The organism is Burkholderia sp. B10, from assembly GCF_004368385.1.
In the GTDB taxonomy this organism is placed as follows: Bacteria; Pseudomonadota; Gammaproteobacteria; order Burkholderiales; family Burkholderiaceae; genus Burkholderia; species Burkholderia vietnamiensis.
Map to the genome: position 1 here is coordinate 1 of NZ_PQMX01000043.1, position 23,098 is coordinate 23,098.

Here is a 23,098-nt window from a genome sequence, read left to right on the forward strand (position 1 = left end):
TCTCGATCAGCCGCTGCAGGCGCGGATCGGCGAAGAATTCGCGCCAGCCGATGGCGCTCGCCGCCTGGCCGTTGGCGCTGCGCGTGCCGGCCGCAGCGGGCTGCGTCGCGTAGACGCCGCCGGCCGGATACGCCTGCGCGACGGGCGCGTCGGGCCGCGTGTAATGCGGCGCCATCGTGCAGCCCGTGGCAAGCAGCGCGACCGCGATTGCAGTCAAAGCGTGTTTTTGCATCATCACTGTCCCTTGTTGCCTTCGTCGCCGGTGCCCGGCGTCTCTTCGTGGTGCGAGTGCTCCTGAGCCAGACGCAGCGCCTCGTCGGCGTCTTCCTTCTCGCCGCTGAAGATCGCGCGGATCTTCACGAAGAACATCGGGATCATGAAGATCGCGAGGAACGTCGCGGTGATCATCCCGCCGATCACGCCCGTACCGATCGCGTGCTGGCTCGCCGAACCCGCGCCGTTGCTGATCGCGAGCGGCATCACGCCGAGAATGAACGCGAGCGACGTCATCAGGATCGGACGCAGCCGCAGACGCGCCGCTTCCAGCGCGGCCTCGATCGGCCCCATCTTCTCCGTCATCTGCAGTTCGCGCGCGAATTCGACGATCAGGATCGCGTTCTTCGCCGACAAGCCGACCGTGGTCAGCAGACCGACCTGGAAGAACACGTCGTTCTCGAGGCCGCGCAGCGTCGCCGCCAGCAGTGCGCCGATCACGCCGAGCGGCACCACCATGATCACCGAGAACGGGATCGACCAGCTTTCATACAGCGCCGCGAGACACAGGAACACGACCAGGATCGAGATCGCGTACAGCACCGGCGCCTGCGAGCCCGACTGGATTTCCTGGAACGACAGGCCGGTCCACGAGTAGCCGATACCGACCGGCAGCTTCTTCGCGAGCCCTTCCATCGCGGTCATCGCCTGACCGGTCGACTTGCCCGGCGCGGCCTGACCCTGGATCTCCATCGCCGACACGCCGTTGTAGCGCTCGAGCTTCGGCGAACCGTAGGTCCAGTGACCGGTCGCGAACGCGCTGAACGGCACCATCCCGCCCGAACCGTTGCGCACGTACCAGATGTTCATGTCTTCCGGCGTCATCCGGAACGGCGCGTCGGCCTGCACGTACACCTTCTTGATCCGGCCGTCGGTGTCGAGGAAGTTGTTCACGTACTTCGACGCCCACGCGATCGAGAACGTCTGGTCGATCGCATCGGCCGTCACGCCGAGCGCGTTGGCCTTCTCGCGGTCGATGTCGACCTTGTACTGCGGCGTATCGTTCAGCCCGTTCGGACGCACGCCCTGCAGCGTCGGATCCTTCGCGGCCATCCCGAGCAGCTGGTTGCGGGCGGCCATCAGCGCGTCGTGGCCGAGACCGGCGTTGTCCGTCAGCTCGAAGTCGAAGCCGGCGGCCGTACCGAGTTCCGGAATCGACGGCGGGTTGAACGGGATCACCAGCGCGTCCTTGTAGCTGCCGTAGCGCCCGAACATCCGGCCGATCAGCGCCTGGACCTTCTGGTTCGCGTGCTGACGCTGCGAGTAATCCTTCAGCCGCACGAACACGAGACCGGAGTTCTGGCCGCGGCCGGCGAAGCTGAAGCCGTTGACCGTGAACGCCGACTCGACGATGTCCTTCTCGTCCTTCAGCAGATAGTCGGAAATGTTCGCAAGCGTGCGCGCGGTCGTTTCCTGCGTCGAGCCCGACGGCGTCTGCACGATCACGAACATCAGCCCCTGGTCTTCATCGGGCAGGAACGACTTCGGCAGGCGCACGAACAACAGGCCGACCGCGACGATCACGACCAGATAGATGATGAGCCAGCGGCCCGAGCGCTTGATCACGTGGTGCACGCCGACGTGATACTTGTCGCGGCTGTTGTTGAACGTGCGGTTGAACCAGCCGAAGAAGCCCTTCTTCTCTTCGTGATGGCCCTGCGGGATCGGCTTGAGGATCGTCGCGCACAGCGCCGGCGTCAGAATCAGCGCGACGAGCACGGACAGCACCATCGCGGACACGATCGTCAGCGAGAACTGCCGGTAGATGGCGCCGACCGAACCGCCGGAGAACGCGACCGGCACGAACACCGCCGACAGCACCAGCGCCACGCCGACGAGTGCGCCGGTGATCTGGCCCATCGCCTTGCGGGTCGCCTCCTTCGGCGACAGGCCCTCTTCGGCCATCACGCGCTCGACGTTCTCCACCACCACGATCGCATCGTCGACCAGCAGGCCGATCGCGAGCACGAGGCCGAACATCGACAGCGTGTTGATCGAGAAGCCCACCAGCGACATGATCGCGAACGTGCCGAGCAGCACCACCGGCACGGCGATGGTCGGGATGATCGTCGCGCGCAGGTTCTGCAGGAACAGATACATCACGAGGAACACGAGCACGATGCCTTCGAGCAGCGTCTTGACCACTTCCTCGATCGACAGCTTCACGAACGGCGTCGTGTCGTACGGATACTTGACGACGAGGCCGTGCGGGAAGAACGGTGCGAGCTCGTCGATCTTCGCGCGCACGGCCTTCGCGGTCGCGAGCGCGTTCGCGTTGGTCGCGAGCTGGATACCGAGCGCGGCGGTCGGCTGACCGTTGTACTTGGTGTCGAAGTTGTAGTTCTCGCCGCCGAGGCCGATCTGCGCGACGTCCTTCAGGCGCACCTGCGAGCCGTCCTGGTTGACCTTCAGCAGGATGTTGCCGAACTGCTCGGGCGTCTGCAGCAGCGTCGATTCGGTGATCGTCGCCTGCAGCACGGTGCCGGGCTTGGCCGGCGTGCCGCCGATCTGGCCGCCCGCGATCTGCACGTTCTGCGCGGTGATCGCGCTCGACACGTCGACCGGCGTGAGGCCGTAGTTCGTCAGGCGGTTCGGATCGAGCCAGATCCGCATCGCGTACTGCGAGCCGAACAGCGTGACGGTGCCGACGCCGTTCAACCGGCTGATCGGATCCTTCACGTGCGACGCCACGAAGTTCGCGAGGTCGTACTTGCTCATGCTGCCGTCTTCGGAGTTGAACGCGAGCACCAGCAGGAAGCTGCTGCTCGACTTCGTCACCGACAGACCGAGCTGCTGCACGACCTGCGGCAGAACCGGCGTCGCGAGCGACAGCTTGTTCTGCACCTGCACCTGCGCGATGTCGGCGTTGGTGCCCGGCGCGAAGGTCAGCGTGATCGTCGCGTTGCCCGAGTCGTCACTCGTCGACGACATGTACAGGAAGTTGTCGAGGCCGCTCATCTGCTGCTCGATCACCTGCGTCACCGTGTCTTCCACCGTCTTCGCGGAAGCGCCCGGGTAGTTCGCGGTGATCTGGATCGATGGCGGCGCGATCGTCGGATACTGCGCGATCGGCAGCGAGAAGATCGCCGCGACCCCGGCCAGCATCAGGATGATGGCGATCACCCACGCGAAGATCGGGCGATCGATAAAAAACTTTGCCATGAAGCAGGCTCCCTGTTATTGCGCGCTCGACGCAGCGGCGGCGCTGGCCGGCGCGGCGCCCGACGCGGCTGCGGCACCGGAACCGGCGGCGGCCGGCGCGGCGGATGCGGCTGCACCCGATGCGGCATCGGCTGCCGGCAGCTGCGCGGCGACCGTCTTCACCGTCGTGCCCGGACGCGCCTTGTCGCCGCCCTGGACGATCACGCGGTCGCCCGCGTTCAGCCCGCCTTCGACGATCCAGTTCTGACCGTTCATGCCGGTCGTCTTCAGCGGACGCGGCTCGACCTTGTTGCTCGCGTTCACCACCATCGCGATCGCCTGGCCCTTCTGGTCGTGCGTGACGCCGATCTGCGGCACCAGGAACGCGTTCTCGTTCACGCCTTCCTCGATGCGGGCGCGCACGAACATGCCCGGCAGCAGCACGCGGTTCGGGTTCGGGAACACCGCGCGGATCGTGACCGAGCCAGTCGTCTGGTCGACCGTCACGTCGGAGAACTGCAGCTTGCCGGGCACCGGGTAGGTCTTGCCGTCCTCGAGGATCAGCGACACCTTCGCCGCGCCGGGGCCGCTCGTCTTCAGGCGGCCGCTCTGCACGTCCTGGCGCAGCTTCAGCCCCTCAAGGCTCGATTGCGTCAGGTCGACGTAGACCGGATCGAGCTGCTGCACCGTCGACATCAGCGTCGCCTGGCTCGCCTGCACGTAAGCGCCCGGCGTCACCTGCGAGATGCCGACGCGGCCGCTGATCGGCGACACGACGTCCGTATAGCCGAGGTTGATCTGCGCGGTTTCGACCGCTGCCTTGCCGGCTGCGACGTCGGCCGCGGCCTGGCCCTGCGTGGCCACCGCGTTGTCGTAGTCCTGCTTGCTGACCGCGTTGGCGGCCACCAGCACCTTGTAGCGCGCGACCAGCGCGTTCTGCGTGACGAGGTTCGCCTGCGCCTTCGCGAGCGTCGCCTTCGCGCTGTTCAGTTGCGCGAGATACGGCGCCGGATCGATCTTGTAGAGGCGCTGGCCGGCCTTGACGTCGCTGCCTTCGACGAATTCACGGCGCAGCACGATGCCGTCGACCCGCGCGCGGACCTGCGCGACGAGGAACGCACTGGTGCGGCCCGGCAGTTCGGTGTAGATCGGTACGGCTTGCGGTTGGACGGTGACGACGCCGACTTCCGGCGTTTGCGGCGGCGGTGCCGATTCTTTTTTCCCGCACGCGGCCAGGAAAACGGCGGCCGTCGCGACAGTGAGTAAGCGGTATGGAACCCGTTCGACGCGCATGGAGCGACCTCTGTGTATAACCATTGGAATGAGTGCGGCGCCCGGACCGAGCGTCACACGGATGCGCCTTGCGGCGCTGATCGAACACCTGAATTACGGGACTACTGGACTACTGGATACGGTACGTCGGCACGAGGCTTCCGGGCCGACGCGATGCCGCAATGCGGCCTGGTACTTTGGCGGGAATCAGCAGAGTGGGATATTAACTGATTGCCCCTTGGGTCATTCGATCGTAGGGTGGTATTGTATATACATTCACGGATGTATGTAAAAAAGCCCCTACGCTCGTCACGCATGCTGAGTCTTACGAAACATTACGAATTGTGAGCATGGCGGCCGCCGCAGCGGCAACGGGGGCGCAGCCCCCTATTCACACCTACGATCGATCCATTCAGGCCTGCACATGGTCAGACGCACCAAGGAGGAGGCACTCGAGACGCGCAACCGCATTCTCGACGCCGCCGAACACGTGTTCTTCGAGAAAGGCGTGTCGCACACGTCGCTCGCGGACATCGCCCAGCACGCCGGCGTCACGCGCGGCGCGATCTACTGGCATTTCGCCAACAAGAGCGAGTTGTTCGACGCGATGTTCGACCGCGTGTTCCTGCCGATCGACGAGCTGAAGCGGATGCCGCCCGATGCGCCGGGCGCCGATCCGCTGGAAAAGATCCGCAAGATCCTGATCTGGTGCCTGCTGGGCGTGCAGCGCGACCCGCAGTTGCGGCGCGTGTTCAGCATCCTGTTCATGAAGTGCGAATACGTGGCCGACCTGGAGCCGCTGCTGCAGCGCAATCGCGCGGGCATGAGCGAGGCGCTGCACGCGCTCGACGCCGATCTCGCGCTCGCCGTGCAGCTCAAGCTGCTGCCCGAGCGGCTCGACACGTGGCGCGCGACGCTGATGCTGCATACGCTCGTCAGCGGCTTCGTGCGCGACATGCTGATGCTCCCCGACGAGATCGACGCCGAACAGCACGCGGAGCAGCTGGTCGACGGCTGCTTCGACATGATGCGTTATAGCCCGGCGATGCTGAAGACGGGGGGATGACGGGGCGCGCGGAGACCGCGCGGTTCATCGCCCCATCGCGATCTGCGACTGAATCGATCGCGAGCGCATACCGGCGCACCGCGCCGTCCGATCGACTTTTCAACTACCTCATCCGCTCAGGCCGCCTGCGCGCGCCGCGCCCGCCGGTTCGACGCCGCCACCGAATCGCGCGCAGGCATCGCCGCGCCGCCGAGGCCCGCGATCCACGCGTCGGTCGACATCACCGCCGCGAAATTCGACTGGAACACGACCGTGTACGCACGGTGTATCTCCTCGGCGCTCGCCGCCCCCGCTTCGTTCTCGTACGGCAACGCGCCGGTCGCATCGGAGAGGTACTCGACGCCGAGCCCCGCGTGCGCCGCGTGCAGGACGGTCGCCGCATTGCAGTTGTGCGTCATGTAGCCGACGACCGCCAGCGTGTCGATGCCGCGCGCGTCGAGCCATGCGGCGAGGTCGGTCGCGGCGAACGCGCTGGCCTGCGCCTTCACGATCAGATGCGCATACGGACGCTCGGCCACGACCGGGTGGAGCGCGACGCCGTCGGTGCCGGGCGCGAAGATCGGCGCGCCGGCCGGCGCGACGTGCTGGACCACGATCACCGGCACGCCGGCCGCATGCGCGGCGTCGATCGCCCGGCCGATGTTCGGCAGCGACACGTCGAGCGGCGGATACTCGATCGGCAGATTGCCGCTCACGTATTCGTTCTGCACGTCGATCACGATGAGGGCACGGCGGGAAACGACTGACGACGGGGACGACGGCGTGGCGTTCGACATGGGAAGCTCCAAAATCGGCCGCGCCGCGCTGCTCCGGAGCGGAGCGGCCAGCGACGCGATGCGAGGCATTGTCGGGTCGCGCCGCGCGGCCGGACAGTGGCCCGTTTGCCATTCTTCGATAGAATCGGGCCATCGCCATTCCGGAGCCCGTCATGCCCGCCGCCGCGTCGCCCGCCGCCCTCGCCCCGACCGTCGTCGCCGTGATCGCGTACGACGGCATCAGCCCGTTTCACCTGTCGGTGCCGTCCGTCGTGTTCGGCAACGAGCGCGATGCCGCCGCGACGCCCGTATTCGATTTCCGCGTGTGTTCGGCCGAGCGCGGCCCGCTCGCGACCACCGGCGGCTTCACGATCACCGCGCCGCACGGTCTCGACGCGCTCGCCGACGCCGACATCGTCATCGTGCCCGCATGGCGCGACCCCGATGAAGCGCCGCCCGACGTGCTGGTCGACGCCGTCCGCGCGGCCGCGGCACGCGGCGCGCAGGTCGTCGGGCTGTGTCTGGGCGCGTACGTGCTCGCCGCCGCGGGTCTGCTCGACGAGCGCCCGGCCACCACGCACTGGGCCTGGGCCGACGATTTTGCACGGCGCTTTCCGCGCGTGAAGCTCGACCCCGACGTGCTGTACGTCGACGACGGCAACCTGATGACGTCGGCCGGCACGGCGGCGGGGCTCGACTGCTGCCTGCACGTCGTGCGGCAACGCTTCGGCGCCGACGCGGCGAACCGCATCGCGCGCCGGCTCGTGATCCCGCCGCATCGCCAGGGCGGCCAGGCGCAATACGTGCCGCAACCGGTCGCCGCGCATCCGCGCGACGCGCGGCTCGCGGAACTGCTCGACTGGGTGCGCGCGCATCTCGACGTCGCGCACAGCGTCGATTCGCTCGCGGCGCGCGTGCTGATGAGCCGGCGCACCTTCACGCGCCGCTTCCGTCAGGCCACGGGGACGACCGTCACGGCGTGGCTGCACGCCGAACGGCTCACCCACGCGCAGCATCTGCTGGAAACCACCGGACAATCGATCGACGCAATCGCGCAGGCGGCCGGCTACGGGTCGAGCGTGTCGTTGCGCCAGCATTTCGCGGGCACGCTCGGCACGTCGCCGTCGGCCTATCGGCGGGAATTTCGCGGCGCGGCGCCCGGCGGGCGGCGGTAGGGCCGACCGCCGAAAAGCGCCGCGGCTGCGGCCGCGGTTTCGCCGGGGTTAGGTTCGTCGATCGTCAGCCGCCCTGCGTGCACGGTGAAGCCCGGCACACCGAGCCACAGCAGCAGTGTCGTGCCGCGGCGGCCGATGCTCGCCGCATCGTGCAGCGCGAGGATCGGCGCGGGATCGACGATGACGATGTCGTAGCGCCGCGCCGCGGCGTCGAGCACCGTCTTGAAGCGGCCGTCGTTGAACGGCGCGGACGTGCATATGACGGAGGGGAAAAGTCGCGGTCATCGCGCGGCCTGAGCGCCGGGCTGCCGGCGCGCAGCCCACGCTCCCTGCGACGCAACGGCTCAGGCGCCGTTGATCCAGCGCGCCGCGTACAACAGCACCGCAACGAACAGGATGATCGCGGCCCACGCCCACAAGGGCAGCGGCCCCGATGCGCGCGGTTGCACCGCGCTGGCCGCGCGGCCGCTCAGCGCGCCGCCGAGATGAGGCAGCGGCCGCTTCGCGGCGGCCATCAGCGACGCGGGCCGCAGGAACACATGCTGGCGACGCGGCGCGCTCGACGCCGCACGGTTCGGCACGAGGCCATGCTTGGCCTGCACGACCGCACCGAATTCGCGGAAGAAATCGTCGGTCCACTGGTGCAGCGCGCGCTCGATCTGCCGGCCCGGCAGCTCGGCGAGCGGCCCGCTGGCGGTCGCCCACACCACGTAGTCGATCTGCGTCGTGGTTGCGTCATCGCCCGGCAGCAGCGCGAGCTCGACCTGCCCGCGCAGCGCACCGAGTCCGTCGGCCCGCGCCTTGAAGCTGATCACGCGCCGCGCGTCGTCCTGCTCGCTGGCCGAATGCGCGCGCACGTCGTAGCGCGCGCGCAGCGGGCCGAGCGGCACCGTGATCGTCAGCGCGAACTCGCCGTGCGCGAGCTTCGCGAACGATTCGCAATGGTCGAAGCTCGCGCGCAGCAACGCGAGATCCTCGAGCGCGTCCCGCACGACCGCCGGCGCGAGCGGAACGCGTAACGTGTCGTTCAGTTCCATGATGCCTCCCCGATGACCACACGTCGCATCAGGACGTCTCGACGAGACTGTCGATCCGTGCGACATCGAAGGCGACGTAGTGCGCGAGCGCGAACGCCGTCTCCCCTGGTTCCTCGTAACTCCATGCGGCGCTGCGGATCACGCCGTCTTCTGTCTGCAGATCGAAATACACGGCCAGGCCGCGCAGCGGGCAGGCCGTCGTGACGCTCGACTTCACCAGCCGATGCATGTTGACGTCGCCGCGCGGCAGGTAATGGGTGTCCGGCGCACCGGTTTCGCGCACCGTCAGCGCGCCGAGCGAATCGGCATAGGTGATGCCGCGGTGAATCACGCGCACGCGATGGCGGTTCGGCACGATTTCGAGGCGACGGTCGGCGGCATCGGACATCGTTGTTCCTCCGGGCGGCCGCGGCATCGAGGCCGGGCGCAGGAAACGAAAAAGCCACGGCACGCGGCCGTGGCTTTCATTATCGGCGAAACTCGGTCCGATTGCGCGCCCCGCGACGGGGCCGCCGCGCTACTGCGCGCTCCACTGGAACGCCGCCTTCGTGCCGCCCTTCGCGCCCACCGTGACCGCGCGCGATTCGTCGCTGCCCTGGTACGACGCATGGACGGTGTAGCGCCCCGGCGGCAGCTTCACCAGCATGTACGGCCCGCGCGCGTCGGTCCTCAGCACCTCGGCGCCCTTCGCGTCGACGATCCGCACATGGACGTCGGCCAGATATTCGCCGCCCTTGCCGGTGAAGCGCAGCGCGAGCGGCCACGCCGATTCGTTGTGCTCGAAGGCCGTCGACTGATCCTTGCCGATGCCGCCCGACACATAGCTGACATCGCCCTGCTGGCTCGCCTCCGGCAAACCGTCCGACTGCGCGTAGGCGCCGGGCGCCGCGACGGCGACGCCCGCGGCCAGCGCGACGGCCACCGCGAATCGGGATACGTTGCGTAGATGTTGCATGGCTCTCTCCTTTCGGGTCGGAACACTGCATCACGGGTGCCGGGGACGCCGGACGCCCGGCGACGCCCGCCCAGACCGGTCGAGCCGGCCTGAGGCGGCCGCCGCCGGTCAGCTCAGATCGACCGGCACGAAGATCTGTGCATTATCGCGCTGGATCAGCAGAGCAAGACTGTTGCCCGCTCCCTTGACGGCGTCGCGCAACTGCTCGGGGTTCGTGACCGGCCGGCCGTTCACCGCGAGGATCACGTCGCCCGGCTGGATGCCCGCGCTGGCCGCGGGGCCGCCCGCCTGCTGCACCATCAGCCCGTGCGACAGGTTCGTCGCGCTGCGCTCCTGCGGCGTCAGCGGCCGCACCGCGACGCCGAGGCGCCCCTGCTCGACGGGGCCGCCGTCGTTCGACGCCAGCTTCGCATCGGTCATCGCGCCGAGCGTCACGCTGATCGACTTCTTCGACTTGTCGCGCCAGATCTGCAAGTCGGCCTGCGAGCCGGGCTTCAGGCTCGCGATCTGCGCGGGCAGCGACGTCGAATCGGCCACCGGCGAACCGTTGACCGCGAGGATCACGTCGCCCGGTTGCAGGCCGGCCTTCGCGGCCGGGCCGCTCGGATCGACCGAGCTGACCAGCGCGCCGTCCGGCTTCGGCAGCCCGAACGAGCTTGCGAGCGTCTGGTTCAGCCCCTGCACGGCGACGCCGAGGCGGCCGCGGCTCACGTGGCCCGTCTTCACCAGTTCGTCCTTGACCTTGATCGCCTCGTTGATCGGGATCGCGAACGACAGGCCCTGGAAGCCGCCCGTCTGCGAATAGATCATCGAGTTGATGCCGATCACTTCACCCTGCAGGTTGAACAGCGGGCCGCCCGAGTTGCCGGGGTTGACCGGCACGTCGGTCTGGATGAACGGCGTGTAGTTCTCGTCCGGCAGCGCGCGCGACTTCGCGCTGATGATGCCGGACGTGACCGTGTTGTCGAAGCCGTACGGCGAACCGATCGCGACGACCCACTGGCCGACCTTGCTGCGCGCCGGGTCGCCGATCTTCACGGTCGGCAGGCCGCTCGCGTCGATCTTCAGCACCGCGACGTCGGACTGCTTGTCGGAGCCGACGACCTTCGCCTTGTACTCGCGCTTGTCGGTCAGCTTGACGGTGACGACGTTCGCGCCGTCGATCACGTGCGCGTTGGTGAGGATGTAGCCGTCGGGACTGACGATGAACCCGGAGCCGAGGCTCGCGCTCGGCTGGTCGTCCGGCTGCGCGTCGCCGCCCATGCCCGGCACCTGGCCGTAGAAGTGCTTGAAGAACTGGTAGAACGGGTCGCTCGGATCCATCGGCAGCTGCGGCTGCTGCACGCGGCGCGACACCTGCTTGACCACGTGCTTCGCGCTGATGTTCACGACCGCCGGGCCGTAGGTTTCGACCAGCCCGGAGAAATCGGGAATGCCGGTCTTGGCCGCGGCCTCGGCCGGCATCAGCGCGGCGGCCTGCGCGGGCGTGATGATCTGCGGATCGGCATGGCGGGTGCCCGCGACGTAGCCGGCGGACAGCGCAGCAGCGACGGCGACCGCAACGGCGCCACGCGCAAGGAATCGGGTGTTCATCGTGAGACCTCCTCGTTGTTAGGTCGCAGCGTAACGACCCTGACTTAAAGGAGGCTTAATCGCCCTTAAGCGGGGCTTAAGCAGCCCCGCGCGAGAACGGTTACGCAGATGCCGACCGTGCCTGCGCCCCCGTGTCGGCCTCGCGGAACACGACGCTCACGAGCAGGCCGCCGGCGGCCGCATCGCCGAGCGACACCGTCGCGCGCTGCTGCGCCGCGACGCGCTTGACGATCGCGAGCCCGAGCCCGCTGCCCGACACGTCCGCCCGCGCGCGCGCCGAGCTGTCGCGATAGAAGCGGTCGAACACGCGCTCGCGCTCGTCGGCCGGGATGCCGGGGCCGCTGTCGGCGATCTGCACGCATGCGCGGCCGGCCGCGTCCTGCGTCAGCGACACGTCGATGCGCCCGCCGTCGGGCGTGTACTTCACCGCGTTGTCGAGCAGGTTGCCGAACATCACGCGCAACGCGCCGACGTCCGCGACGACGGTCGCCGCGCACGCCTCCTCGAAGCCGAGGTCGATGCCGCGCCGCTGCGCGAGCGGCGCGTGCGCGGCCACGCATTCGGCCAGCAGCGCGTGCAGGTCGATCGGCTCGCGCACCGACGCGCCGTCGGGCTCGGCGCGGGCGAGCGCGAGCAGCTGTTCGGTCAGGCGCGTCGCGCGCGTGACGCCGTCCTGCAGATCGGCGACCGCCTCGCGGCGCGCCGCGTCGTCCTTCGCGCGCGCGACGAGCTGCGCCTGGATCTGCACGGCGGCGAGCGGTGTGCGCAGCTCGTGCGCGGCATCGGCGACGAACGCCTTCTGCGTGTCGAGCGCGGCCGACAGCCGCGCGAGCAGCCCGTTCAGCGCGCGCACCAGCGGCTGCACCTCGAGCGGCAGCCCCGCGTCGGGCAGCGGATCGAGCGCTTCCGGGCGGCGCGCCTCCACCGCGCGCGTCACGCGGCCGAGCGGCGCGAGGCCGCGCCCGACGATCATCCAGACCGCAGCACCGAGGAACGGCAACAGCACGATCAGCGGCCACAGCGTGCGCAGCGCGACGTTCGCGGCGAGCCGGTTGCGCACCGACAGCGGCTGCGCGAGCTGCACGACGTTGTCGCCGACGATCGCGCCGTACACGCGCCATTCGCCGCGATCGGTGCGCTCGGTCGAGAAGCCGAGCTCCGCGCGCGGCGCGATCGGCGCGCGCGGATGCGAGAAGTACATCAGCACGCCGTTGCGATTCCAGATCTGGATCACGATGCCTTCATCGCCGTTGGTGCGCGAGCCGAACACCTGCGAGAACGGTTCGGACGGCAGCGCCGCCGCGATTTCCTGCAGCTGGTAGTCGAACAGCTCGTTCGCTTCGGCGAGCGCCTGCCGGTAGATCAGCCAGCCGGCACTGCCCACGCCCGCGACGACGATCGCGAGCAGCCAGATCAGCAATTGATGACGAATCGACCTCACGCGTCAGCTTTCCTTGACGACCATGTAGCCGAGGCCGCGCACGTTGCGGATCAGGTCCGAACCGAGCTTCTTGCGCAACGCATGGATGTAGACCTCGACCGTGTTGCTGCCGATCTCTTCGCCCCAGCCGTACATCTTCTCCTCGAGCTGGCTTTTCGACAGCACCGCGCCGGGCCGCACGAGCAGCGCCTCGAGCAGCGCGAATTCCCGCGCGGACAGCGCGACGGGCGCGCCGTCGAGCGTCACCTGGTGAGACGCCGGATCGAGCGTGAGCGGGCCATGGCGAATCAGCGATTCGCTGCGGCCGGCCTGGCGGCGGATCAGCGCGCGCATGCGCGCGCCGAGTTCGTCGAGATCGAACGGCTTGACGAGGTAGTCGTCGGCGCCCGCGTCGAGGCCCTTCACGCGATCGGCGACCGCATCGCGCGCGGTGACGATCAGCACCGGCAGCGCCAGGCCGCGCGCGCGCAGCGTGCGCAGCACGTCGATGCCGTCGCGCTTGGGCAGGCCCAGGTCGAGCAGCAGCAGGTCGTACGTCTCGCCGCCGAGCGCCGTGAGCGCCGCGTCGCCGTCCTGCACCCAGTCGACCGCGAAGCCGTCGGCGCGCAGCGCCTTGCGCACGCCGTCGGCGATCATGCGGTCGTCTTCAACAAGCAGAATGCGCATCGGAACCGGAACCCATGGGACGAGTGAAACATGGCGACCATTGTAGCGCCGCGGCTCGCTTGCGCCGTCTGCAATGCAACAGTAAGGCGACACGCGTGTGGCGCATGCGCACTTGTCTCTACAATGTGCGCTCCGGCGCCGCGCGCCCCTGCTCGAAGCCTCGTGTCTTTCCCGTATTCGCCCATGCCGATTTCCGCTCTGTCCGCCCGGTTCGTCAGCCGCACCCGTCTGTGTGCGCGCACGGCCGCCGTCGTCGCCGCCTGCACCGCGCTTGCGTTCGCGCCGCCCGCGCATGCCCGCAAGAAACTCCACAAGGACGCTCGCAAGACCGTCGTCGTGTCGCCCGCCGCGCGCGCGGCCGGCCTGCCGGCGTCCGTGCTGGTCGCGCTGCAGCGCGCGAACGTGCCGGCATCCGCGATCAGCGTCGTCGTCGAGCGCGTCGGCGACCCCGAGCCGCTGATCGCGTGGAACGGCAGCCGGCCGATGCTGCCGGCGTCGACGATGAAGCTGGTCACGACGTTCTCCGGCCTGTCGATCCTCGGCCCCGACTACCGCTGGCGCACCACCGCGTACGCGGACGGGCCGATCGACCCGGACGGCACGCTGCAGGGCAACCTGTACATCAAGGGCACCGGCGACCCGAAGCTCGTGCCCGAAGAGCTGATCGACCTCGTCGACAAGATCCGCAAGGCCGGCGTGCGGCGCGTGGCCGGCCGCCTCGTGCTCGACAAGAGCTATTTCGCGGCGTCGACGCGCGACCTGCCGTCGTTCGACGACGACGTGAGCGCGCCGTACAACGTCGGCCCCGATCCGCTGCTGTACGCGTTCAAGGCCGTGTCGTTCACGGTCACGCCGGGCGACGACGGCAAGGTGGCCGTCGACGTGCTGCCGCCGCTCGCGAACCTGTCGATCGACAACCAGCTCGTCGAAGGCGGCGGATCGTGCGGCGCGGCGGCCGCGGCCGCACGCCCGACGCTGTCGGGCGCGGGCACGGCGGGCGGGATCATGACCGCGTCGTTCTCCGGCGACTATCCGCTGCGCTGCGGCGCGCACACGACCAATCTCGCGATCCTCGACCACACGGCGTTCTTCGCGCGCGGCTTCCTCGCGCTGTGGCAGCAGGACGGCGGCACGATCGCGGGCCCGGTCGACGAAGGCAAGGTGCCGAACACCGCGCGGCCGCTCGCCGTGCACCACAGCCCCGTGCTCGGCAGCATCGTGTACGACATCAACAAGTTCAGCAACAACGTGATGGCGCGCAACCTGTTCCTCACGATCGGCGCGGTGGCCGGCAAGCCGCCCGCGACGCCCGAGCAGTCGAGCCGTGCGATTCACGCGTTCCTGCAGAGGAGCGGAATCGCGATGCCCGAGCTGGAACTGGAGAACGGCTCGGGGCTGTCGCGCGACGAGCACGTGAGCGCGCTGTCGCTCGCCGCGCTGCTGCAGGCCGCGAACGCGAGCCCGGTCGCGCAGACGTTCATCGATTCGCTGCCGATCGCCGGCATCGACGGCACGATGAAGAACCGGCTCACCAACGCGGGCGTGCTCGGCAATGCCCACATCAAGACCGGCACGCTGCGCGACGTGCGCGCGATTGCCGGCTACGTCGCGGGCGCCGACGGACAGAGCTACGTCGTCGTGAGCTTCATCAACGACGAGCACGCGGAAGCCGCGCGCGCCGCGCACGATACGCTGCTCGAATGGATCTACGCGGGCGCGCATTGACGGTGTCATGCGGGGCGGTGCTGTAGCTTGGGTTCGGTTGAGCTGCGGCCTGCTCCGTTGATCCGTTGCTCGGCCTGCGGCGCTGCATGGGCGGCTGGCGGCATGTGGTGTCAGCCGGCGGCTACCGATGGCTGCCGGTGTCCTCTTTCTGCTACCTGAGTGCTCCCTCTGACGCGTGCTTCGTGCTGCCTGCTGTTGCCTACCGGCGCCCGCTGCACGCGCTAGTGCCGCACTAGCCGCCACGTACGAAAGCGCGCTGCGACACGCCTCACCCTCGCCCGCCAATAACCCCATCCCGCATCCTCCGCGCGACCGTCGAAAGCACCGGCCGCGGTTTGAAACGGCCACGGCCACAGGCACGCCGCGCACCGCCCGCACGCCATGCCGGCAAAACGGTGCCACACCGCCCGGCCCCGTGCGACGCGGCTTCCGTAGAAACCCTGTCCTCTGAGGGAACCCTCTACGCTGCCCCCTCGCCTAGCGCGTGGCGATTGCGTAGGCTGTTGGCCTGACGATATCTACAACGGGCCACGTGCCCGGCCTGACGGCCTGCAGGGGAAAGGAGGAGACACGCCCATGCGATTCGACGTCGAATTGCTTCTGCTCGCGCTGGCGCCCGTCTTCCTGCTGTGCATCGCGTGGGAAGCCTGGCACCTCGCCCGCACGCGCGCACAGGACCACGTCTATGCGTGGCGCGACACGCTGTGCAACGCGGCGCTCGCGCTGATGCACCAGGGCGCCGACAAGCTCGCATGGTTGTTCGTGATCCCCGTTTATGCGTACTGCTACGCACATTTCCGGCTGTTCACCTGGCACGACGGCTGGCTGTCGTTCGCCGTGCTGTTCGTCGGCCAGGACTTCCTCTACTACGTGTTCCATCGCGCGAGCCACCGCGTGCGCTGGCTGTGGGCCGCGCACGTCGTGCATCACTCGTCCGAACGGATGAACTTCTCGACCGCGTTCCGCCAGAGCCTGATGTATCCGGTCGCGGGCATGTGGGTGTTCTGGCTGCCGCTCGCGTTCGTCGGCTTTCCGCCGCAGCAGATCGTCGGCATCGTGCTGATCAACCTCGCGTTCCAGTTCTTCGTCCATACGCAGGCGATCGGCAAGCTCGGCTGGCTCGAATACGTGCTGAACACGCCGTCGATCCATCGCGCGCACCACGCGCGCAACCCGCGCTACATCGACCGCAATTACGCAGGTGTGCTGGTGATCTGGGATCGCCTGTTCGGCAGCTACGTCGACGAATCGGCCGACGATCCGCCGCAATACGGAATCGTCGAGCCGCTCGGCTCGAACAACCCGCTCGTCGCGACGTTTCACGAGTGGGTGTCGATGGCGGCCGACGCGTTGCGCGTACACGGATGGCGCAACCGGCTGCGCGCGATTTTCGGCCCGCCCGAATGGGCGAGCGCTTATCATGCGCAGATCGCCGAGGCCGCAAACCATGATCCGCGCACCGTGCCGCTTGCGGCCGTGCGCGACCAATAAACCGCTTCAGCCAACGGCCGCCGTGCCGCCCGAACCTGAGCGGGCACACGGCAGATGCACAACACATCGGGCCATATCTACGAGGAGATCCATCGATGCAGTCACGACAATCCACTCCGTCGCGTAACCGTCAACGCCTGCTGCGCACCGCCCAGGTCGCGATCGCGGGCGCCGCGCTCGCGCTGCTCGCCGCCTGCGGCGGCGGCGACGACAACAGCAGCAGCGCATCGAACACGCCGCCGTCCGGCGTGAAAATGCAGGTCGTGTCGTTCGGCGACAGCCTGTCGGACGTCGGCACCTACTCGCAGATCAAGCTCGGCTTCGGCGGCGGCCGCTTCACGACCAACCCCGGCCAGGTGTGGACGCAGAACGTCGCGCAGTACTACGGCGACACGCTGCAGCCGGCGAACCAGGGCGGCTTCGGCATCCCGTTGCAGGCGACCGGCGGTCTCGGCTACGCGCAGGGCGGCTCGCGCGTGACGCTGCAGCCCGGCATCGGCCATGCGGACGCCAGCGTGCCGAACCCCGACTATGCGCAGGCCACCACCACGCCGATCGCCGATCAGGTCAAGCAGTACCTGGCGCAGCACGGCAGCTTCAACGCCGGCCAGATCGTGCTGATCAACGGCGGCGCGAACGACATCTTCTATCAGGCGCAGGTCGCGCAGGCGCAAGGCAACACGCCGGCCGCGCAACTGGCGGCCGCGCAGGCGATCGGCCTCGCCGCGCAGCAGCTCGGCGGCCTCGTCCAGCAGATCGTCGCGGCCGGCGCGACGCACGTGTTCGTCTCGAACGTGCCGGACATCGGCGGCACGCCGCTTGCGCTGCAAGGCGGCACGCAGGCCGCGCTCACGCAACTGTCGGGCCTCTTCAACCAGACGCTGGCCGGCACGCTCGCCGCGCTGCAGGTCGATCCGACCAAGTACGCGTTGGTCGATACGTTCACGTGGCAGGACGGCATCGCGGCCAACTACCAGGCGAACGGCTTCAGCGTGAAGAACACCGACACCGCGTGCAACCTGAAGGCGATGGTCCAGGCGGCCACGCAGTACGGCGTCGCGAACGCGACCGCGTTCGGCTCGTCGCTGTTCTGCTCGCCGCAGACCTACACGGTCCCGAACGCGGACCAGACCTACATGTTCGCCGATACCGTGCACCCGACGACGCGCCTGCATGCGCTGTTCGCGCAGTACGTCGAGCAGCAGATCGCGAAGTCCGGCGTCGGCAAGTAACGCGCTCGCGGCACGCCGATACGAAAACGCCTGACCGGCGAGTCGCCGGTCAGGCGTTTTTCATTGCAGTGCGCGTCGAAGCGGCCGAAGCGAGCCGGGTCAGTCGGCCGCGTCCCCCGCATCGAACGCCGCGGCCGCGCGGCCGAGCCGGTCGTTGACCGCGATCCACTCGACGGTCTCGGGCAGCTTCTCGACGAGAATGCGTGCGACCTGCGCGCGATCGAGCGCGCGCAGCATCCCGTACAGATCGCGCGCATATGCGTGCGGATCTTCGGGCGCGGCGATGAAGTGCACGCCGTCCGCCTGCGCCCAGCGCCCCGCACGCGACGCGCGTGCGACGAGCGCGACGCGTTCGCCGTCCGCCTGCGCAGCCGCGAGCAACGGCTCGAGGGCGTCGAACGGCAGCAGCGCGAGCGGCGTGCGCGGCGCGTAATGCGCCTTCAGCGTGCCGGACGCGCGCGGCGCGGTCGCGTCGCTGCCATCGGGCAGACGCGGCGCGCGGCCGAGCACGTCGGCGATCTGCTGCGGCGTCACGTGACCGGGCCGCAACAGCGCGGGAAAGCCGCGCGACAGATCGACGATCGTCGATTCGATCCCGACTTCGGACGCACCGCCGTCGAGCACGTGCACGGTGTCGCCGAATTCGTCGCGCACGTGCTGCGCCGTGGTCGGGCTCACGTGGCCGAAACGGTTCGCGGACGGTGCGGCCACGCCGCCGTGGCCGCCGCGGCGCGCGCTGAACGCGGCCAAGAGCGCCTGCGCGACCGGATGCGACGGACAGCGCAGACCGACCGAATCCTGGCCGCCGCTCACGGCATCCGGGATGCGCGGATGGCGCTTCAGGATCAGCGTCAGCGGGCCCGGCCAGAACGCGTCGATCAGTGCCCGCGCATCGGCCGGAACGTCGGCGGCCCAGTAGCCGGGATCGCCGCCGGGCGGCAGATGCACGATCACCGGATGGTTCGCCGGACGCCCTTTCGCCGCGTAGATGCGCGCGACGGCTTCCGGATTCGCCGCATCGCCGCCGAGCCCGTACACGGTTTCGGTCGGGAACGCGACGAGCTGCCCGGCGTCGAGCAGCGCCGCGGCCGCGTCGATCTGCGCGGGCGTCACCGTGTTCGGGAGCGCGATGGACATCGGCCGGCGCCTCAGTCGAGCGGCACGCGCAGCAGCTGCGCACACGCGTTGGCGGCCGCGACCGCGTCGTCGCGCGTCTCGGCCGTGAAGTTCACGTGACCCATCTTGCGGCCGACGCGCGCCTCTTCCTTGCCGTACAGATGCAGATGCGCGGCCGGCATCGCCGCGACCGTGTCCCACGGCGGCGTGACCGGCTCGGCATCGGCGCCGTTCGGGAACCACACGTCGCCGAGGATGTTCAGCATCGCGGCCGGCGAATGCTGGCGCGGGTTGCCGAGCGGCATGCGCGTCATCGCGCGCACCTGCTGCTCGAACTGGCTGGTTGCGCACGCATCGACCGTGTAGTGGCCGGAGTTGTGCGGGCGCGGCGCCATTTCGTTCGCGACGAACGAGCCGTCTTCCAGCACGAAGAATTCGACGCACAGCACGCCGACGTAATCGAGCTTGTCGGCGATCCGGATCGCGGCCTGCTGCGCCTCTTCGACACGCGCGGCATCGGCGGCCGGCGCCGGCACCACCGTCAGTGCGAGGATGCCGTCGTGATGCACGTTCTGCGCGAGCGGGAACGCGGCCGAGCGGCCGTCCACGCCGCGCGCGATCAGCGCCGACACTTCGTATTTCAGCGGCAGGCGCTTTTCGAGCACGCACGGCACGCCGCCGAGCGCCGCGTGCGCGTCGCGCGCTTCGCGGGCGGTGCTCACGCGCACCTGCCCCTTGCCGTCGTAGCCGAGCCGCGCGGTCTTCAGGATGCCGGGCAGCACCGCATCGAGCGCGGCATCGTCGAGGGCGGCGAGCGCGGCCGGCGACTCGATCACGACGTGCGGCGCGACCGGCACGCCGGATGCCTCGATGAAACGCTTCTCCGCGATGCGGTCCTGCGCGACTGCCACGCAGCGGCCGGCCGGCGCGACGAACGTCGTGCGCGCGAGGAAATCGAGGCTCGCGGCCGGCACGTTCTCGAATTCCGTCGACACGGCTTCGCACAGCGCGGCCAGCTCGGCGAGCGCGGCTTCGTCGTCGTAGGCCGCGCGCAGATGGCGGTCGGCTACCGACCCGGCCGGGCTCGCCGGATCGGGATCGAGCACGGCGACGCGATAGCCCATCGACTGGGCGGCAAAGCAGAACATGCGGCCGAGCTGGCCGCCGCCGACCATGCCCAGCCACGCGCCGGGCAGGATCGGGGAAACGGAATCAGGAGTTGCGGTCATGTCAGTGATCGATCGCGGCGGGCGCGGCCCGCCGCAGTGGGGAAAGTCAGGCGGCGCGCGCGACGCGCGGCCGCCGGCGCGCCGTCAAGCGAGCGGCGGCAGCACCATCGCGTGCGCGGCTTCGTTCTGGCGCACGCGGAACGCGGCGAGCCGGTTCGCGTAGTCGACCGACGTGCCGGACAGGATCGACACCGCGAACAGCGCGGCGTTCGCGGCGCCGGCCTCGCCGATCGCGAACGTCGCGACCGGCACGCCCTTCGGCATCTGCACGATCGAGTGCAGCGAATCGACGCCCTTCAGGTACTTGCTGGCGACCGGCACGCCGAGCACCGGCACCGTGGTTTTCGCGGCCAGCATGCCGGGCAGATGCGCGGCGCCGCCGGCGCCCGCGATGATCGCACGCAGCCCGCGCTCGCGCGCCTTCTCCGCATAGTCGAACATCTCGTCGGGCATCCGGTGCGCGGACACGACCTTCGCTTCGTACGGCACGCCGAATTCCTGCAGGATCGCGACCGCGTTCTTCATCACGTCCCAGTCGGAACTCGAACCCATCAGCACGCCGACGAGCGGCGCGCTGTGCGTGTGGGCAGTCTGGACTTCAGTCATGTCGATGTGTCCTTGCTTACGCGAGCGGCTGGCCGGTGATGCGCTCGAGCGCTTCCTGGTACTTCGCGGCCGTCTTCGCGACGACGTCGGCCGGCAGCGCCGGCGCCGGCGCCGTCTTGCCCCACGGCTGCGCCTCGAGCCAGTCGCGCACGAACTGCTTGTCGAACGACGGCGGGTTGGTGCCGACCTGGTACTGGTCGGCCGGCCAGAAGCGCGACGAATCGGCGGTCAGCACTTCGTCCATCAGGTACAGCTTGCCGTGGTTGTCGAGGCCGAACTCGAACTTCGTGTCGGCGATGATGATGCCGCGCGTCGCCGCGTAGTCGGCCGCTTCCTTGTACAGGCGGATCGAGATGTCGCGGATCGTCGCGGCCAGCTCGGTGCCGATGCGGCGCTCGGTTTCCTCGAACGTGATGTTCTCGTCGTGCTCGCCGAGCTCGGCCTTCGCGGCCGGCGTGAAGATCGGCTCCGGCAGCTTCTGCGCGTTCTGCAGGCCGGCCGGCAGCGCCACGCCGCACACCGCGCCCGAGGCCTGGTATTCCTTCCAGCCGCTGCCGGCCAGATAACCGCGCACGACCGCTTCGATCATGATCGGCTCGAGACGCTTGACGACCGCCGCGCGGCCCTTGACCTGCTCGACTTCATCGGCCGCGACGACCGCTTCCGGCGCGTCGCCGGTCAGGTGGTTCGGCACGATGTGCGCGAGCTTGTCGAACCAGAAGTTCGCCATCTGGTTCAGCACGCGGCCCTTGTTCGGAATCGGCTCGCCCATGATCACGTCGAATGCCGACAGACGGTCGGTCGTGACGATCAGGAGCTTGTCGTTGCCGACCGCGTAGTTGTCGCGGACCTTGCCGCGACCGAGGAGCGGCAGCGAGCGGAGCGTGGATTCGTAAAGGGTAGACATCGTCTTTTCGCAGATAAGGAGCCAAACAAAAAGGGAAACGCCGTTCCCCGCGGCAGGCGGGAACGGCGGTCTTGCAATGCGTCGGCGAACCGCCGGCGCGAGCGCGCCGGGCGGTTGCCGGCCGGCCCTCGTTCGGCCGGACGGAACGGCTGCCGGGGCCGGATCAGGTCCGCCGCGGGCAGCCGCCGCGCCCGGCGACCACGCCGGGCGGGGCAATCGTACTACAGTCTCAGCGCACGACCTGCGCGAGCGCGCCGGACTTGTACTGTTCGGCGATCTTGTCGAGCGACACCGGCTTGATCTTCGCAGCCTGGCCTTCGCAGCCGAACGCGAGGTAGCGATCGACGCAGACCTTCTTCGCGGCTTCGCGCGCGGGCTTCAGGTAGTCGCGCGGATCGAACTTGCCCGGGTTCTCGAACAGGTAGCGGCGGATCGCGCCGGTGATCGCGAGACGCAGGTCGGTGTCGATGTTGACCTTGCGCACGCCGTGCTTGATGCCTTCCTGGATTTCCTCGACCGGCACGCCGTAGGTTTCCTTCATGTCGCCACCGAATTCGCGGATCTCGGCCAGCAGCTCCTGCGGCACCGACGACGAACCGTGCATCACGAGGTGCGTGTTCGGAATGCGTGCGTGGATTTCCTTGATGCGCTGGATCGACAGGATGTCGCCGGTCGGCTTCTTCGAGAACTTGTACGCGCCGTGCGACGTGCCGATCGCGATCGCGAGCGCGTCGCACTGCGTGAGCTTCACGAAATCGGCAGCCTGCTCCGGATCGGTCAGCAGTTGCTCGCGGGTCATCGTGCCTTCCGCGCCGTGGCCGTCTTCCTTGTCGCCCTTCATCGTCTCGAGCGAGCCGAGCACGCCGAGTTCCGCCTCGACCGTCACGCCGATCGAGTGCGCCATCTCGACGACCTTGCGCGACACGTCGACGTTGTACTCGTACGAGGCGACCGTCTTGCCGTCGGCTTCGAGCGAACCGTCCATCATCACGCTGGTGAAACCGCTGCGGATCGCGGCCATGCACACGGCCGGCGACTGGCCGTGGTCCTGGTGCATCACGACCGGGATGTGCGGATACGACTCGACCGCCGCTTCGATCAGGTGGCGCAGGAACGGCTCGCCCGCATACTTACGCGCGCCGGCCGATGCCTGCATGATCACGGGCGCGCCGACCTGGTCCGCCGCCGCCATGATCGCCTGGACCTGCTCCAGGTTGTTCACGTTGAAGGCCGGCAGGCCGTAACCGTGCTCTGCCGCGTGGTCCAGCAATTGACGCATTGATACGAGAGGCATTGTGGAACTCCTTGGAATGAAAACCGGTGCGCCCTGACGCCGGCGCGGCGCTCGCTCCCGCCTGAAACGGGGCGGCACGGCACGGCTGAGCGTCGAATAGCGGCATTTTATCGCGAAGCGCCGC

20 protein-coding genes and 1 pseudogene are annotated in these 23,098 nt (G+C 68.8%); 5 read left to right on the plus strand and 16 right to left on the minus strand.

What is annotated here, in order from left to right; genetic code table 11:
- The 3 genes and pseudogenes from C3Y15_RS20625 to C3Y15_RS20635 all read right to left on the minus strand — a co-directional run.
- Window positions 1-235, minus strand: a pseudogene (locus C3Y15_RS20625) (multidrug transporter); the annotation flags it as partial.
- On the minus strand, window positions 235-3,435 hold the full coding sequence (gene bpeB / locus C3Y15_RS20630; RefSeq protein WP_011885889.1) for an efflux RND transporter permease BpeB: 3,201 nt from the start codon (window positions 3,433-3,435) through the stop codon (window positions 235-237). The pseudogene C3Y15_RS20625 and the gene bpeB, both read right to left, overlap by 1 nt.
- 15 nt (window positions 3,436-3,450) lie before the next feature.
- Entirely contained in the window at window positions 3,451-4,707 is a 1,257-nt protein-coding gene (locus C3Y15_RS20635; protein ID WP_011885890.1) for an efflux RND transporter periplasmic adaptor subunit, read from the minus strand.
- 403 nt (window positions 4,708-5,110) lie between these two features.
- Here C3Y15_RS20635 and C3Y15_RS20640 point away from each other — a divergent pair, with 403 nt between their 5' ends.
- Window positions 5,111-5,752, plus strand: a complete 642-nt coding sequence (locus C3Y15_RS20640; protein ID WP_011885891.1) for a TetR family transcriptional regulator — start codon at window positions 5,111-5,113, stop codon at window positions 5,750-5,752.
- 116 nt (window positions 5,753-5,868) lie between these two features.
- Here C3Y15_RS20640 and C3Y15_RS20645 read toward each other — a convergent pair whose 3' ends face one another.
- Window positions 5,869-6,528: a cysteine hydrolase family protein gene (locus C3Y15_RS20645; RefSeq protein WP_059475766.1), complete on the minus strand. Its 660-nt coding sequence runs from the start codon at window positions 6,526-6,528 to the stop codon at window positions 5,869-5,871.
- A 152-nt stretch (window positions 6,529-6,680) separates the two neighbouring features.
- On the opposite strand from C3Y15_RS20645, the gene C3Y15_RS20650 reads away from it, so the two are divergent.
- Window positions 6,681-7,682, plus strand: a complete 1,002-nt coding sequence (locus C3Y15_RS20650; protein ID WP_011885893.1) for a helix-turn-helix domain-containing protein — start codon at window positions 6,681-6,683, stop codon at window positions 7,680-7,682.
- Here the strand turns inward: C3Y15_RS20650 and C3Y15_RS20655 are convergent.
- From C3Y15_RS20655 to C3Y15_RS20685, 7 genes are all read right to left on the minus strand, one after another.
- The gene (locus tag C3Y15_RS20655) at window positions 7,637-7,900 is read right to left on the minus strand and encodes a hypothetical protein (RefSeq protein WP_059461454.1); all 264 of its coding nucleotides are present in this window, start codon (window positions 7,898-7,900) and stop codon (window positions 7,637-7,639) included. The two genes, C3Y15_RS20650 and C3Y15_RS20655, sit on opposite strands and share 46 nt — an antisense overlap.
- A gap of 126 nt (window positions 7,901-8,026) precedes the next feature.
- Window positions 8,027-8,719 (minus strand): SRPBCC domain-containing protein, encoded by a 693-nt coding sequence (locus C3Y15_RS20660; RefSeq protein WP_014723561.1) that lies wholly within the window; start codon window positions 8,717-8,719, stop codon window positions 8,027-8,029.
- 28 nt (window positions 8,720-8,747) lie between these two features.
- Window positions 8,748-9,107: a DUF427 domain-containing protein gene (locus C3Y15_RS20665; protein WP_011885896.1), complete on the minus strand. Its 360-nt coding sequence runs from the start codon at window positions 9,105-9,107 to the stop codon at window positions 8,748-8,750.
- 129 nt (window positions 9,108-9,236) lie between these two features.
- A complete protein-coding gene (locus C3Y15_RS20670; protein WP_011885897.1) occupies window positions 9,237-9,674 on the minus strand; it encodes a carboxypeptidase-like regulatory domain-containing protein in 438 nt (145 codons plus the stop codon).
- 108 nt (window positions 9,675-9,782) lie between these two features.
- Entirely contained in the window at window positions 9,783-11,267 is a 1,485-nt protein-coding gene (locus C3Y15_RS20675) for a DegQ family serine endoprotease (RefSeq protein ID WP_011885898.1), read from the minus strand.
- Window positions 11,268-11,367: 100 nt separating this feature from the next.
- A complete protein-coding gene (locus C3Y15_RS20680) occupies window positions 11,368-12,708 on the minus strand; it encodes an ATP-binding protein (RefSeq protein ID WP_011885899.1) in 1,341 nt (446 codons plus the stop codon).
- A 3-nt stretch (window positions 12,709-12,711) separates the two neighbouring features.
- Window positions 12,712-13,374: a response regulator gene (locus tag C3Y15_RS20685; RefSeq protein WP_011885900.1), complete on the minus strand. Its 663-nt coding sequence runs from the start codon at window positions 13,372-13,374 to the stop codon at window positions 12,712-12,714.
- Between the two features lie 183 nt (window positions 13,375-13,557).
- On the opposite strand from C3Y15_RS20685, the gene dacB reads away from it, so the two are divergent.
- From dacB to C3Y15_RS20700, 3 genes are all read left to right on the plus strand, one after another.
- On the plus strand, window positions 13,558-15,099 hold the full coding sequence (dacB, locus tag C3Y15_RS20690; protein ID WP_011885901.1) for a D-alanyl-D-alanine carboxypeptidase/D-alanyl-D-alanine-endopeptidase: 1,542 nt from the start codon (window positions 13,558-13,560) through the stop codon (window positions 15,097-15,099).
- A 576-nt stretch (window positions 15,100-15,675) separates the two neighbouring features.
- Window positions 15,676-16,590: a sterol desaturase family protein gene (locus tag C3Y15_RS20695; protein WP_011885902.1), complete on the plus strand. Its 915-nt coding sequence runs from the start codon at window positions 15,676-15,678 to the stop codon at window positions 16,588-16,590.
- Window positions 16,591-16,685: 95 nt separating this feature from the next.
- Window positions 16,686-17,822, plus strand: coding sequence for an SGNH/GDSL hydrolase family protein (locus tag C3Y15_RS20700; RefSeq protein WP_014723565.1), 1,137 nt, complete (start codon window positions 16,686-16,688; stop codon window positions 17,820-17,822).
- Window positions 17,823-17,921: 99 nt separating this feature from the next.
- Here C3Y15_RS20700 and C3Y15_RS20705 read toward each other — a convergent pair whose 3' ends face one another.
- The 5 genes from C3Y15_RS20705 to fba all read right to left on the minus strand — a co-directional run bounded on the left by C3Y15_RS20705 (window position 17,922) and on the right by fba (window position 22,974).
- Window positions 17,922-18,959: an L-threonylcarbamoyladenylate synthase gene (locus C3Y15_RS20705; RefSeq protein WP_011885904.1), complete on the minus strand. Its 1,038-nt coding sequence runs from the start codon at window positions 18,957-18,959 to the stop codon at window positions 17,922-17,924.
- An 11-nt stretch (window positions 18,960-18,970) separates the two neighbouring features.
- Window positions 18,971-20,167: a 5-(carboxyamino)imidazole ribonucleotide synthase gene (locus C3Y15_RS20710; RefSeq protein WP_011885905.1), complete on the minus strand. Its 1,197-nt coding sequence runs from the start codon at window positions 20,165-20,167 to the stop codon at window positions 18,971-18,973.
- Window positions 20,168-20,251: 84 nt separating this feature from the next.
- Entirely contained in the window at window positions 20,252-20,773 is a 522-nt protein-coding gene (purE, locus tag C3Y15_RS20715; protein WP_011885906.1) for a 5-(carboxyamino)imidazole ribonucleotide mutase, read from the minus strand.
- A 16-nt stretch (window positions 20,774-20,789) separates the two neighbouring features.
- On the minus strand, window positions 20,790-21,680 hold the full coding sequence (locus C3Y15_RS20720) for a phosphoribosylaminoimidazolesuccinocarboxamide synthase (protein ID WP_014723567.1): 891 nt from the start codon (window positions 21,678-21,680) through the stop codon (window positions 20,790-20,792).
- Window positions 21,681-21,909: 229 nt separating this feature from the next.
- Entirely contained in the window at window positions 21,910-22,974 is a 1,065-nt protein-coding gene (gene fba / locus C3Y15_RS20725; RefSeq protein WP_014723568.1) for a class II fructose-bisphosphate aldolase, read from the minus strand.
- Window positions 22,975-23,098 lie beyond the last annotated feature (124 nt).

Coding starts and splice junctions, on each gene's coding strand:
- bpeB (WP_011885889.1), bottom strand. CDS start 3,435: ATGGCAAAGTTTTTTATCGATCGCCCGATCTTCGCGTGGGTGATCGCC.
- C3Y15_RS20635 (WP_011885890.1), bottom strand. CDS start 4,707: ATGCGCGTCGAACGGGTTCCATACCGCTTACTCACTGTCGCGACGGCC.
- C3Y15_RS20640 (WP_011885891.1), top strand. CDS start 5,111: ATGGTCAGACGCACCAAGGAGGAGGCACTCGAGACGCGCAACCGCATT.
- C3Y15_RS20645 (WP_059475766.1), bottom strand. CDS start 6,528: ATGTCGAACGCCACGCCGTCGTCCCCGTCGTCAGTCGTTTCCCGCCGT.
- C3Y15_RS20650 (WP_011885893.1), top strand. CDS start 6,681: ATGCCCGCCGCCGCGTCGCCCGCCGCCCTCGCCCCGACCGTCGTCGCC.
- C3Y15_RS20660 (WP_014723561.1), bottom strand. CDS start 8,719: ATGGAACTGAACGACACGTTACGCGTTCCGCTCGCGCCGGCGGTCGTG.
- C3Y15_RS20665 (WP_011885896.1), bottom strand. CDS start 9,107: ATGTCCGATGCCGCCGACCGTCGCCTCGAAATCGTGCCGAACCGCCAT.
- C3Y15_RS20670 (WP_011885897.1), bottom strand. CDS start 9,674: ATGCAACATCTACGCAACGTATCCCGATTCGCGGTGGCCGTCGCGCTG.
- C3Y15_RS20675 (WP_011885898.1), bottom strand. CDS start 11,267: ATGAACACCCGATTCCTTGCGCGTGGCGCCGTTGCGGTCGCCGTCGCT.
- C3Y15_RS20685 (WP_011885900.1), bottom strand. CDS start 13,374: ATGCGCATTCTGCTTGTTGAAGACGACCGCATGATCGCCGACGGCGTG.
- dacB (WP_011885901.1), top strand. CDS start 13,558: ATGCCGATTTCCGCTCTGTCCGCCCGGTTCGTCAGCCGCACCCGTCTG.
- C3Y15_RS20695 (WP_011885902.1), top strand. CDS start 15,676: ATGCGATTCGACGTCGAATTGCTTCTGCTCGCGCTGGCGCCCGTCTTC.
- C3Y15_RS20700 (WP_014723565.1), top strand. CDS start 16,686: ATGCAGTCACGACAATCCACTCCGTCGCGTAACCGTCAACGCCTGCTG.
- C3Y15_RS20705 (WP_011885904.1), bottom strand. CDS start 18,959: ATGTCCATCGCGCTCCCGAACACGGTGACGCCCGCGCAGATCGACGCG.
- C3Y15_RS20710 (WP_011885905.1), bottom strand. CDS start 20,167: ATGACCGCAACTCCTGATTCCGTTTCCCCGATCCTGCCCGGCGCGTGG.
- purE (WP_011885906.1), bottom strand. CDS start 20,773: ATGACTGAAGTCCAGACTGCCCACACGCACAGCGCGCCGCTCGTCGGC.
- C3Y15_RS20720 (WP_014723567.1), bottom strand. CDS start 21,680: ATGTCTACCCTTTACGAATCCACGCTCCGCTCGCTGCCGCTCCTCGGT.
- fba (WP_014723568.1), bottom strand. CDS start 22,974: ATGCCTCTCGTATCAATGCGTCAATTGCTGGACCACGCGGCAGAGCAC.